The following is a 13312-nucleotide window of genomic DNA, read 5'->3' as shown; positions in this document are numbered from 1 at the left end:
TGGTTCATTCTGCTCCCCCTCCTGTAAACAACGCATTTACATAAGATTTGTAAATGCTTATGATTCTCATTCTCTTATGTGCACCCGCGCCGGATCATCCGGGCGGGATGCCTGTCCATTGATGGAGCCAGAAATGAGATCGTTGTTTACCCCACGTAAAGCCCTTGTCGCTGCGGCGATTATTGCCTCTTTCAGCCTGACGGCCTGTCAGGCTCCGCAGAAACAAGCGCAGACCGCGCAGCAGCCTGCTGCCGCCGAAACGGCCCCGCAAACCGCAGATGCGCGCCTCACCCAGCGTGAAGTCGCCGCCGGACTGTATGAGATGGCCTATTCGCCTGCGGCGGGCGGACTGTACGTTGCCAGCGCTCAGGGATTCAAAACGTCTAACGGCGGGGTTCTCTACCGTCTGGATCCGCAAACGCTGGAAACCCGTAGCGAAACGCATACCGATCTGAAAAACTTCGGCGTGGCGCAGGATGCCGACGGGAGCGCGATTTACCTCACCAACACGGTGGATGGCGGCATCACTAAGGTTGATGCGCACAGCGGTAAAGTATTACAGCGCCTGATGTTTAAGGATCGCAGCAAGAAAGGGGATGCACTGGGCAGCCGCGAAATCCTGGCTCACGATGGCCTGCTGTACGTTGGCGGCGTGGGCGATCCGGGTGTGATTTGGGTGGTGGAGGCGAAAACGCTGAAACTGAAAACCACCATCAAAAATGCCGGTAAATGGGTGACCGGCATCATCTGGTCGCCGCTGACCAATAAAGTCTATGCGGCCAACGGCGGTGGCGAAATCCTGGTAATTAACCCGCGCAGTCACAAAATCGAACAGCGCTGGACCGCAGGCGATGACAAAACGTATCTGTTCCTCAACCTGGCGGAAGATCCGGCGACCGGACGTCTGTTCGTCACCGATAATTCGAAAGCGAAAGAAACGCTGGTGTTTGACGAGCGCAGCGGCAAGGTGATCAAACGCCTGCCGGGCGATGCGCTGGCGGTGAAATTTAACGCCAAACGCAATGAGATTTACATCAGCCAGCGCGAGTCGAAGAAGGTACTGCAGCTGGATGCGACCAGTTACGCGGTGAAAAACAGCTGGTCGTTTGACAGCCATCCGAACAGCCTGGAACTTTCCCCGGACGGCCAGACGCTGTATGTCAGCGTGAAGCAGGGGCTGGATAAATCGCACACGGCGAAAGGGCCGGACAGCGTGGCGCGTATTGCGTTGAACTAAGTTTTAAATCTGCCGGGGCGGATTTGTCCCGGCCGTTCTCCCGTTAGAGGGGGGGGGAGAACAGGGCATCCGTGCCCCAGTGGCGCTTACTCGTAGCACACGCCCGGATTGTCGGACAGCAGTACGAAGTCCTGGGTATTCTTATCCAGCGCGCGGATAGCGCCGCTTTCAATGTCATAGACCCAGCCGTGCAGGTGTATTGTCTTATCACGCAGGCCAACCGCCACGGACGGGTGCGTTTTGATGTTGTTCAGCTGGGCGATGACGTTTTCCTGCACCATCGCATTCACTTTCTCTTCTTCAGTGGCGTAGGTTTTTTTCTCAACCACCGCTTTCGCCGCATCGGAGTAACGCAGCCAGTGCTGAACGGCAGGCATCGGGTCCAGGCACTGACAGGTGGCGATGGCTTTCATCGCACCGCAGTTGGAGTGGCCACAGATCACGATATCGGTCACGCCCAGGGCAACGACCGCATATTCGATAGTTGCAGAAACACCGCCCGGTTCAGGACCGAACGACGGCACGATGTTGCCGGCATTGCGAATGACAAAGAGCTGTCCGGGTTCCTGCTGGGTGACCAGTTCAGGCACCAGACGACTGTCGGAGCAGGAGATAAACAACGCTTTGGGATTCTGGCTGGAAGCAAGGCTGCGGAATAATTCTTTCTGATTAGGGAAAACATCTTTCTGGAAATTCAGAAAACCTTCAACAATGTGCTGCATAGCAGATTTCTACCTTCTTTTATCGTGAAATATTATTCTGACACTGAAGCACCGCCGCGTGCAACTTATCAGAAAAATCTACAGCGGCCCGTCTGGCAGCCGGCCATCATCCACGCACAGCGTAAGATGATGTTTTTTCACTTTGTAGTATAGCGTGGTCCGCGCTATCTGCAGCGCCTGTGCGGCCCGGGCGATATTGCCCTGAGTACGGTTAAGCGCGGTGATAATCAGCTGGCGTTCAAACCGATCGATAGCGGCATCCAGCCCTTCATGAGGAATACACGGACTGCCGTTCTTTTCCTCTCGGACCGGCACCCTACGGAAAGAGACGGGCGAAGAGACTTCATCATCATAGGCCAGTTCGTCCAGTGTGCCGCTGTGCTCCTGCTGCAGCATGCTGCGCACCACCACATTCTCCAGCATTCTGACGTTACCGGGCCAGGGCAGGCGGATGAGTTTTTCTGCCACCTCCGCGCTGAGGTGCGTGATGTGATAGCTGAGGGTGCTGTTATATTTTTCAATAAAATAGTTTGCCAGTAGCACAATGTCTGCCGGGCGCGCACCGAGCGGGGGCAGCAGCAGTTGCCCGACGCACAGGCGATAATAGAGATCCGCTCTCAGATGACCCGCGTTAAGCAGTTCGGCCGGCGGCTCATTCACCGCAGAGAGAATGCGAATGTCGGATACCTGCAGACGGGAGCCACCCACTTTCCAGAACGTTTTATCCTGGCAAAAGCGCAGCAGCTTGCTCTGCATGCCCAACGGCATGGCGTTGAGCTCGTCGAGAAACAGCGTTCCGCCCTCTGCCAGCTCCAGATATCCGGGTCGATGCTCTGCGCCGGTAAATGCGCCTTTCTCAGTGCCAAACAGGGTGCTTTCAATCAGCGCTTCGGGGATCGCACCGCAGTTCAGGGCGATAAACGGTTTTTTTGCCCGACGGCTGTGATGATGGATAAGCCGGGCGAACAGCTCTTTGCCGGTTCCCGTTTCACCGACGATCATCACCGGCACGTCGCCGCCCGCCAGGCGCTTCGCCTGACCGATTAGCTTGTGCATCTGCGGGTCGGCGGTAATAATCTCGTACTTCTGTTCGTTCTGATTGTGGTTATACAGCAGGCTGTTCAGCTCAACCACCTGGTCCTGCAGCATTCGGGTCGCGGAGATATTACGGCCGATTTCGATCACCCCCAGAACGTCTCCCCGGCGATCGAAAAGGGGGACGGTGGTGTGCTGAAATTCAACGGCTTTTCCTTTACGGTTGTAATAGATCTGATAATGCCCGATGAACTCCTTTCCTTCGTACAGCGCCTGCAGCATGGTGCTTTTTTCTTTGCTCAGTCCATAAACGTCCTGCACGCTCTTACCCAGCGCTGACTGTACGCTGTAGCCGTCTATGCAGGCACTTTCCTGATTGTAATAAATAAACTTCGCATCACGGTCGATAATGGTTATCGGTTGATGAACTAAGTCAAAAAAACGCGAAAACAGCGACACCAGGCGCGCCAGTTCTTTTTGCGATTCCATTCGTTTACAGCTCCGTAAGAATAACTTTCTTTAGTTTCTTCTCTCTGAGAAGGAGGGGATGGAGTGTGTCGAAAAACGGACATAAGTACAACATTCAGAACCTAATCTGAATTTTAAACAGCATTTAAAGGCTTAAGCTCTTGACTTGATTGATTTGTTTGTTCTGGCACGGTGCTTGCTATATTTCTGCTGAATGTTGATGAGTAACCAGAAAATGGATCAGGAAAGAGCCTAAGGAATAAAAATGAAAAAACTTAAAATTGCCGCCACCCGGGAAACGCTGAACAGTTTTGTCACCGACAGGGAGATTGTGGCGGTTACCGAAACTGACTTTACGGATGTGGGAGCCGTTGTGTTAACCACCGCCGATATTAAGAGCGGATTGCTGGAACTCGCACTGCAGAATGAATTTACGATCCCCGTTTTTGCCGTCCTGGAGAAAGGGGAGATATTGCCGCCGGACATTCTGAATAAAATGCGGGGCGTTATAAATATGAACGGGGTCACCACGGCGTTTTTTGGCAAACAGATTAATTTTGCCGCGAGTGAATATGAAGAGAGCCTGCTGCCACCGTTTTTTAAAGAGATGACCCGCTATACCGAAAAGGGCAACGTGTCGCTTTCCACGCCGGGCCACAACGGCGGTCAGTTTTTCCGCCAGACGCCCACAGGACGGCGCTTCTTTGACTACTTTGGTGAAGCGGCCTTTCGCGCCGATATGGCCAGCTCCGAAGTGCGTCTGGGCGATCTGCTGATCCATGAGGGCGCGGCCTGCCGGGCCGAGAAGCATGCGGCGAAAGTGTTTCATGCCGATAAAACCTACTTTGTGTTAAACGGCACCTCTGCGTCGAATAAGGTCGTGACCAACGCGCTGCTTGCGCCGGGGGATTTGGTCCTTTTCGATCGTAATAATCATAAATCCTGTCATCACGGCGCGCTGATCCAGGCGGGCGCAACGCCGGTGTATCTGGAAACCTGTCGTAACCCCTTTGGCTTTATCGGTGGAATAGATGCCCGCTGTTTTAAAGAGAGCTATCTGAGGGAGGAGATTAAAGCGGTAGCGCCGGATAAGGTCGACAGTCCACGCCCGTTCCGGCTGGCGATTATCCAGCTGGGGACCTATGACGGCTGTATTTATAATGCCCGTCAGGTTGTCGACCGGATTGGTCATCTGTGTGACTACATTCTGTTTGACTCGGCCTGGGTCGGCTATGAACAGTTTATTCCGATGATGCGCGACTGCTCGCCGATGCTGCTGGCGCTGAAAGAAAACGATCCGGGGATTCTGGTAACGCAGTCGGTGCACAAATTACTGGCGGGATTCAGCCAGGCCTCACAGATCCATAAAAAAGATCGTCATATGAAGCATCAGCCCTATTACTGCAACCACAAGCATATGAACAATGCCTTTATGCTGCATGCCTCTACCAGTCCTAACTATCCGATTTTCGCCTCGCTGGATGTGAATGCGCAGATGCATGAAGGCAAAGCCGGTGTCAAAATCTGGCAGGATGCCATTAAGGTCGGCATCGAAGCCCGTAAGCTGATCCTGAACACCTGCAGCACGATCAAACCCTTTATCCCGCCGGTGATTGAAGGCCGGCCTTGGCAGGATTACAGCACCGACGAGATCGCCTGTAATCTGAAGTTTTTTGACTATGTGCCGGGCGAGAAGTGGCACGCCTATCAGGGCTTCGAAAAAAATCAGTACTTTGTTGACCCCTTTAAGCTGCTGCTGACCACGCCGGGCATTGATATTGAAACCGGGGGCTACGCCGATTTCGGTATTCCGGCAACCATTCTGTGTAATTTCCTGCGCGAACACGGCATTACGCCGGAAAAAAGCGATCTTAACTCCATTCTGTTCCTGATCACCCCGTCGTCCGATCTGCCGAAAATTCAGTATCTGGTGGCGCTGATTTCACGCTTTGAACGGCTGGTGGCTGAAGATGCGCTGCTGTGCGATGTGCTGCCGTCCATTTATGCCGACCACGCCGAACGCTATCAGGGCTATACGCTGCGTCGCCTTTGCCAGGAAATGCACGACATTTACGTGGCTAACAACATTAAGGATCTGCAAAAGGCGCTGTTCCGTAAGGCGACGCTGCCCCGGCAGGCGATGCTGCCGCAGCAGGCCAATCTGGCGTTTGTGCGCAACCACGTGGAGCTGGTGGCGCTGAACGAGATCGAAGGACGGATTGCCGCAGAGGGCGCGCTCCCTTATCCACCGGGCATTATTTGCATCGTGCCGGGTGAGGTGTGGGGCGGTGCGGTACTGAAGTATTTCAAAGTCTGGGAGAAGGTTATCGACATGCTGCCCGGCTTTGCGCCGGAACTGCAGGGCGTTTATTCGCGGGTTAACGCGCAGGGCAGCGTTCAGGTCTGCGGATACGTTATTAAACAATAATAAGCAGGGCCGCACGGTATGCAGAGCCGTGCGGCCGTCACAAGGATGAGAAATTATGTCTGATTCAAAACCGACGAAAAAAATGGGCGTCGTGCAGCTGATAATCCTGACCATCATCAACATGATGGGGTCGGGGATTATCCTGCTGCCGACCAAGCTGGCGGAAGTCGGCACCATCTCAATTTTATCCTGGCTGGTGACCGCGCTGGGCTCGCTGGCGCTGGCTTATTCTTTTGCAAAATGCGGGCGATTCAGCCGTAAACCCGGCGGGATGTTTGGCTACGCGCAGTATCCGCTGGGCACCGGCGGGAATTTTATCTCTAACTACACCTATGTAATTTCCTGCCTGGTGACCAACGTGACGATCGGCATTACGGCGGTTGGCTACGGGGTGGAGCTGTTCGATGTGCTGTTGACGCCGGTGGGGGTTTGTCTGGCTACCGTGGCCGTGCTCTGGGTCACCACGCTGGCCAACTTTGGCGGGTCGGGCGTGACCGGGAAACTGGGCTCGCTCACCATCTGGGGGGTGATTATTCCGGTTGTCGGGCTGTGCGTTATCGGCTGGTTCTGGTTCAGCCCCGAGCAGTATATGCAGGCATGGAACCCGCATCACAAGCCGCTGTTCTCGGCCATCAGCGCCTCAATTTCGATTACGCTGTGGGCGTTTCTTGGGCTGGAGTCCGCCTGTGCCAACAGCGACGCGGTTGAAAATCCCGAACGCAACGTGCCGATTGCGGTGCTGGGCGGCACGCTGGGGGCGGCGGTGATTTACATTGTTTCCACCAACGTCATCGCCGGGATTGTCCCTAATCTGGATCTGGTCAACTCCACCGCGCCGTTTGGCGTGGCGTTCAGCCATATGTTTACGCCGCTGGTGGGAAAAATCATTATGGCGCTGATGTGTCTGGCCTGTATCGGTTCGCTGCTGGGCTGGCAGTTCACGTTCGCCCAGGTCTGTAAGTCCGGGGCCGAAGCCGGTTTCTATCACCGGGTATTCACCCACGTCAACAGGATGGGGGCGCCGGTAAAAGGCATGCTGATTCTGGTGGCAGGGCAGACTATTGTGACCTTTATGACCATCAGCCCGTCGCTGAGCAAACAGTTTGATATTCTGGTGAACCTGGCGGTGATCACCAACCTTATTCCGTATCTGCTGTCGATGGCGGCGCTGGTCACCATGCAGCACCTGGCGAACGTCAGCAAAAGCGAGATGCGGGTGACCAATACCATTATGATAATCGCCACGCTCTATACCTATTACGCGCTGTACAGCGCGGGCTTCGAAGCCCTGACCTGGGGCGCGCTGGCTACCTTCCTCGGCTGGAACCTGTACGGTTTCATTGCGCCGAAGTTTGAGCTGGAGCGTAATCGCATTGAAGATCGGCAGTACAGGGAACAACAGGATAAATAATCATTAATGACGCGGCGGGGCGGTAATGCCGCCCGTCGCGGTCACTTAACCGCTTTTTCATGGACAGAACCGCACCGCGCTGCAAGGTTTTCCGACAGCAATATAATTAGTTACAACATACAAATTACTTTTTATTAAAAAGGAGCCATGCAGCATCAGCGTTGCCATCATTCCGGCAGGGGGTAAGAGGACTATAAAGTCATCGCTGCCGGAGGGAATAATCTGCTGAACGGGTCGGCGATTATTTATCAGTAACCCATTAAGTTAATTTCCACGATCGCGTGTTTCTCAGTTCTCGCTCGGTTTACCGCCGCTATTATAAGTAGTGCACCCGTCCACCGGCTGACTTTTTGCTGACATTTTTGTCAGCAACGTGACGATCGGTGCTTACCGATTTTAAAGCTAAACAATATCAGGCCACGGCGTGAGGGGGCTTTCTTCCTGCCACCATCAGACCGCTCAGCAGGGTAAATGCCGTCATAATGCCCGCCATTGCCCACGGCGTGCCGTCATTCAGCCAGGCCAGCATCAGCGAAGAAATAATGCCGCTGCCGTACTGCAGCGCGCCGATCAGTGCCGAAGCCGAACCGGCATTACCGGGGACCGCATCCAGCGCTGCCGCAGTGGCCGAGGCGGCAATAATGCCGTTCATCGAGAAGAAGACAAAAATACAGGCGGCCATCGCCATCATCCCACCGGGAAAGATTTCCAGCGTCAGGCACATCAGTACCGCCATCAGCGAAGCGACTGTCGCGGCGGTTTTCAACATGCGATCCAGAGGAAACCGCTGAACGAGCCGCTTATTGATGAAGCTCATGCCCACCACGCCGACAATATTGACCGCAAACAGCCAGCCGTAGTGCTGCGGATCCACGCCGAACCAGCTGATATATACCGAAGGTGAACCGACGATAAAGGCATACACCGCGACGTAGTAAAAGGTGACGCAAAGGGTAAAGCGCATAAAGCTGCGGTTCTTCATCAGGTTCAGATAGCCGGAAAATGCGCTGCCGAACGAATCACCATGGCGTCTCTCCGCGGGCAGTGTTTCCGGCAGCCAGAACAGGGCGATAAACATCAGCACGCCCACGGCACAAAGAAACCAGAATATGACCGGCCACTGTGAAAAGCGGATAATCTGCCCGCCGAGCAGCGGACCGGCAATCGGCGCGATGGCCATCACAATGATTAGCGTAGAGAGCATCTGCGCCGCGCGGGTGCGACTAAACAGATCGCGGATCATTGCGCGTGCAATCATCGGCCCGGTGCAGGCACCGGCCGCCTGGAATATACGCCAGAAGACGATTTGATGCATTTCGGTGGACAGGGCGCAGCCCGCCGAGCCGACGGTAAACAGGATCATGCCGATAAACAGCGGCAGCCTGCGGCCGTAGCGATCGCTGATCGGCCCCCAGACCAGTTGAGCAACGGTAAAACCGATCAGAAAACCGGTCACGGTCAGTGCGGCATCGCCGTGTAGCGAGCGTGACATCACCGGCATTGCGGGCAGGTAAATATCCGTCGACAGCGAGGTAAACGCCATCAGCGCGCTGAGGATGGCAATAAAGGCAATGCCGGTTTTGGCACTGGCGGAATTATTCAAAGTTAATGTCTCGTTGAGTCGTAAAAAAAGTGACCGGCAGCGATCGGGTAAATCCCCGGTGGATGCCGGTCAGTCAGGTTAATCAGGCGTCGTCGTCTTCGCTGTGCGCTTTGCCTCCGAAACGGTTATGCACCACGACAAAGAACAGCGGAACGAAGTACACCGCCAGCAGGGTTGCAGCGACCATACCGCCAATAACGCCCGTGCCCACCGCGTTCTGCGCGCCGCTTCCTGCTCCGGTGCTGATGGCCAGCGGCAGTACGCCGAGGATAAAGGCCAGTGAGGTCATCAGGATTGGCCTTAGCCGCATACGTGCCGCCTCCAGCGTGGCCTCGATAACGCCTTTGCCCTCTTTTTCGATCAGCTCTTTCGCGAATTCGACGATTAAAATGGCGTTTTTCGCCGACAGGCCGATAGTGGTTAACAAACCCACCACGAAATAAACGTCGTTATTTAGACCGCGCAGCAGGGTAGCGACCAGCGCACCGAACACGCCAAGCGGCACCACCAGCATCACAGAGAACGGTACCGACCAGCTTTCATACAGCGCCGCCAGGCACAGGAACACCACGATCAGTGAAAGGGCGTAGAGTGCAGGAGCCTGTTCCCCGGTCATCCGCTCCTGATAAGACATCCCGGTCCAGTCGAAGCCAATACCTTCTGGCAGCTGTTGCGCCAGCTGCTCCATCAGCGCCATCGCTTCACCGGAGCTTTTCCCCGCTGCGGGTTGACCGAGGATCTCCACCGCCGACAGACCGTTGTAGCGCTCCAGGCGCGGCGAGCCGTAAATCCATTCCGCCGTAGAGAAGCTGGCAAAAGGAACCATCTTGCCGTTGGCCGCGCGCACGTACCAGTTATCAAGATCCTGCGGCAGCATGCGCCAGCGGGCATCGGCCATCACATAGACTTTTTTGACCCTGCCGCTGTCAATGAAGTCATTGACGTAGTTGCCGCCCCACGCGGTGCTCAAGGTGCTGTTGATATCCGTCAGATCGACCCCGAGCGCGGTGGCTTTTTCTTCATCAATATTCAGTTTGAACTGCGGGCTGTCTTCCATGCCGTTGGCACGCACCGCCGTCAGCGTATCCGGGTGCTGGCGCGCCAGATCGAGCAGGGCATTTCGCGCCTGCAGCAGCTTTTCATGCCCAAGCCCGGCCTGGTCGATCAGCTCGAAGTCAAAACCGGTGGCGTTGCCCAGTGCGATAATCGGCGGCAGATTAAACGCCACCACGCTGCCGTCCATAATCCGACTGAAGGCTACGGCGGCACGGCTGACAATGCCATCGACCTTATTGTCATCGCCCGCGCGTTCGGACCAGTCCTTCAGGCCGATAAAGGCGATGCCGACGTTCTGCCCGCGACCGGCAAAGCCGAAGCCGTTCACCGTCAGCACGTTTTCAACGTTACCCTTTTCCTCGCTGAGGTAGTAATCACTGACGCGATCCAGCACCGCCTGCGTACGTTCCTGGGTTGCTCCGGCGGGCAGGATCGCCTGCGTTGCCAGCACGCCCTGATCCTCCGAAGGCAGAAAGGAGGTCGGTAAACGTATAAACAACAGCGCCATCCCCGCTACCAGCACGCCGTAGATCAGCAGATAGCGGCCGCTGCGATGCAGCATGCGGGCCACCGAGCTACTGTAGTGCTGTGTGCTTTGCTCAAATTTTCGGTTAAACCAGCCAAACAGGCCGCGTTTCTGCCCGTGTTCGCCTGGCTTCATCGGTTTGAGCAGGGTGACGCACAGGGCCGGAGTGAGGATCAACGCCACCAGGACCGAGAGCACCATGGCCGACACAATAGTGATTGAGAACTGGCGGTAGATAACGCCGGTGCTGCCGCCAAAGAACGCCATCGGCACAAACACCGCGGAGAGCACCAGCGCAATGCCCACCAGCGCCCCCTGGATCTGCCCCATGGATTTTCGCGTGGCGGCCTTCGGCTTCAGGCCTTCTTCCGCCATCACCCGCTCGACGTTTTCCACCACCACAATGGCGTCATCGACCAGCAGACCAATCGCCAGCACCATACCGAACATCGTCAGCGTGTTAATCGAATAGCCAAACGCGCTGAGAATGGCAAACGTCCCCGACAGTACAACCGGCACCGCAATCGTGGGGATCAGCGTGGCGCGGAAGCTTTGCAAAAACAGGTACATCACCAGGAACACCAGCACGATGGCTTCAATCAGGGTTTTCACCACTTCATTGATCGAAATGCTGATGAACGGCGTGGTGTCGTACGGATACACCACCTTCAGCCCCTGAGGGAAGAAGGGCTTCAGGGTGTTGTTCCGCGCGCGGATGGCGTTCGCCGTGTCCAGCGCATTCGCGCCGGTCGCCAGCTGAATACCGAGCGCCGAGGCGGGTTTCCCGTTGATCTTCACCACAAAGTTGTAGTTTTCGCCGCCGCGCTCAATACGCGCCACGTCGTGCAGCCTGACCTGAGAACCGTCGGCGTTAACCTTCATCAGAATATTGCCGAACGCCTCCGGTGAGGTCAGCCGCGTCTGGGCAATAATTGAGGCGTTAAGCTGCTGGCCTTTTACCGGCGGTGCGCCGCCCAGCTGGCCGGCGGCAATCTGGGCGTTTTGCGCCCGGATCCTGGAGATGACATCCACCGGCGTCAGCTGATAGTTGTTGAGCTTATTGGGATCCAGCCAGATGCGCATGGCGTACTGGGAGCCGAACAGCGTGGTGTCGCCCACGCCGTTAATGCGGCTGATGGGATCTTTCAGGTTAGTCGCCACGTAATCGGCGATATCTTCCATGCTCATCCGGCCAGTGTCATCAACGAAGCCGGGCACCAGGAAGAACACGCTGGAAGATTTACGCACCGTAATACCCTGTTGCTGTACCTCCTGCGGCAGCAGCGGCGTGGCCAGCTGGAGTTTGTTCTGCACCTGCACCTGGGCAATATCCGCATCGGTGCCGTTTTCAAACGACAGCGTCAGCTGCAGCGTACCGGAAGAGTCGCTGGTCGAGGACATATACATCAGCCCGTCCAGTCCACTCATATTCTGCTCAATCACCTGCGTCACGCTGTTTTGCAGGGTGGTGGCATCGGCACCGGGGTAGGTGGCACGGATTTGCACGGCGGTGGGCGCAACGTCGGGGTACTGTTCTACCGGCATCTTAAGCAGGGAGATGCCCCCGGCGAGCATGACGATAATCGCCAGAACCCAGGCAAAAACGGGGCGATCGATAAAGAATCTGGACATCAGTTTGCCCCCTCTGCTGGCGTGGCGGCACTATCAACCGGATTGACCTGCATTCCCGGTTGAGCGCGCTGTAGCCCGGAAACAATCACTCGCTCGCCTGGTTTAAGGCCACCGGTGACTACCCAACCATCGGCCGAAGCTGTTGATACGCTGATATGACGGACTTCAACGCGATTATCCTGGTTCACCACCAGTGCGGTTGCTTCGCCGCGCGGAGTGCGGCTGACCGCCGGCTGCGGAACGGTCAGTCCCTGAGGATCGCTGCCCATCTCGATACGCGCCCGCACAAACATGCCCGGCAGCAGCTGACGATCGGGATTAGGCACAATCGCGCGCAGGGTAATCGCGCCGGTGGTCTGGTCAACGGTCACGTCCGAAAATGCCAACGTTCCGGGGTGTGGATACCGTGAGCCATCGCTGAGGATCACGCTGACAGGTACGTTACCGGGATGACGCTGTAGCCTGCCGGAGGCCAGTTCCTGCTGCAGGCGCAGAAATTCCTGACTCGACTGCGTCACGTCCAGATACAACGGGTCGATCTGCTGCACCGTGGCCAGCGCATCGCTCTGCCTGTCCTGCACCAGCGCGCCTTCCGTGACGAAAGAACGCCCGATTCTGCCATCAAGTGGTGAGGTGACCGTGGTACGTGCCAGATTGATCCGCGCGGTTTCCTGAGCCGCCCTGGCGGTATCAACCGCAGCACGCGTCTGGGCCGCCGTTGCCTCCGCCTGGTCGAAGTCCTGGCGGCTGACGTACTGCGCACCGATCAGCGAGCGATAGCGTGCCAGGGTAACCTGCGCCAGCTGTGCGTTGGCCCTGGCCTGTGCCAGCGCGGCGACCGCACTGTCAAATTCGGCGCGCAGGGGAGCGGCATCAATCTGATAAAGCGGCTGACCTGTGACAACGTCACTCCCTTCGGTAAAAAGACGCCGCAAAATGATGCCGGAAACCTGCGGACGCACTTCCGCAATGCGATACGCCAGAATGCGCCCCGGCAGCTCCGACGTCACCGGAAGCGACCGCGTGGCCAGCGTGGCCACCAGGACTTCAGGGGCCTCTTTTGTCTGGGAGGCGTTAACGGATGAATCATCACAGCCGGACAGATTTAAAGCGAACAGCGCGCATAGCAAAGCCAGAGGCTTAATTGCCACCTTGTTGGGCATTATTATTTTCTCCCGGAAGCCGGTATTAAGA

Annotated in this window: 8 protein-coding genes; 3 read left to right on the top strand and 5 right to left on the bottom strand. The window is 56.3% G+C overall.

The genetic code is table 11. The features are described from left to right. The first annotated feature begins 133 nt into the window (after positions 1–133). The gene (locus PGH32_RS07640) at positions 134–1237 is read left to right on the top strand and encodes a YncE family protein (RefSeq protein WP_337893675.1); all 1104 of its coding nucleotides are present in this window, start codon (positions 134–136) and stop codon (positions 1235–1237) included. An 86-nt stretch (positions 1238–1323) separates the two neighbouring features. Here the strand turns inward: PGH32_RS07640 and PGH32_RS07635 are convergent, their stop codons facing one another. Both PGH32_RS07635 and PGH32_RS07630 read right to left on the bottom strand, forming a co-directional pair. Continuing rightward, positions 1324–1959: a carbonic anhydrase gene (locus PGH32_RS07635; protein WP_337893674.1), complete on the bottom strand. Its 636-nt coding sequence runs from the start codon at positions 1957–1959 to the stop codon at positions 1324–1326. A 78-nt stretch (positions 1960–2037) separates the two neighbouring features. Beyond that, on the bottom strand, positions 2038–3483 hold the full coding sequence (locus PGH32_RS07630) for a sigma-54 interaction domain-containing protein (protein WP_337893673.1): 1446 nt from the start codon (positions 3481–3483) through the stop codon (positions 2038–2040). Between the two features lie 244 nt (positions 3484–3727). Between PGH32_RS07630 and speC the strand changes: the two genes are divergently transcribed. Next, positions 3728–5890, top strand: coding sequence for an ornithine decarboxylase (gene speC, locus PGH32_RS07625; protein ID WP_337893672.1), 2163 nt, complete (start codon positions 3728–3730; stop codon positions 5888–5890). Positions 5891–5945: 55 nt separating this feature from the next. Beyond that, positions 5946–7301, top strand: a complete 1356-nt coding sequence (potE, locus tag PGH32_RS07620) for a putrescine-ornithine antiporter (protein ID WP_337893671.1) — start codon at positions 5946–5948, stop codon at positions 7299–7301. Positions 7302–7713: 412 nt separating this feature from the next. On the opposite strand, the gene PGH32_RS07615 is transcribed toward potE, so the two are convergent. The 3 genes from PGH32_RS07615 to PGH32_RS07605 all read right to left on the bottom strand — a co-directional run bounded on the left by PGH32_RS07615 (position 7714) and on the right by PGH32_RS07605 (position 13281). Further along, positions 7714–8844, bottom strand: a complete 1131-nt coding sequence (locus PGH32_RS07615) for a multidrug effflux MFS transporter (protein WP_443112769.1) — start codon at positions 8842–8844, stop codon at positions 7714–7716. Positions 8845–8986: 142 nt separating this feature from the next. Further along, positions 8987–12118, bottom strand: coding sequence for an efflux RND transporter permease subunit (locus PGH32_RS07610; RefSeq protein WP_337893669.1), 3132 nt, complete (start codon positions 12116–12118; stop codon positions 8987–8989). Further along, a complete protein-coding gene (locus PGH32_RS07605) occupies positions 12118–13281 on the bottom strand; it encodes an efflux RND transporter periplasmic adaptor subunit (protein WP_337893668.1) in 1164 nt (387 codons plus the stop codon). The genes PGH32_RS07610 and PGH32_RS07605 overlap by 1 nt, the downstream gene beginning before the upstream one ends. Positions 13282–13312: the final 31 nt, after the last annotated feature.

Source organism: Erwinia sp. SLM-02, assembly GCF_037450285.1.
In the GTDB taxonomy this organism is placed as follows: Bacteria; Pseudomonadota; Gammaproteobacteria; order Enterobacterales; family Enterobacteriaceae; genus Erwinia.
This window is presented reverse-complemented; position numbering and strand designations above follow the sequence as displayed.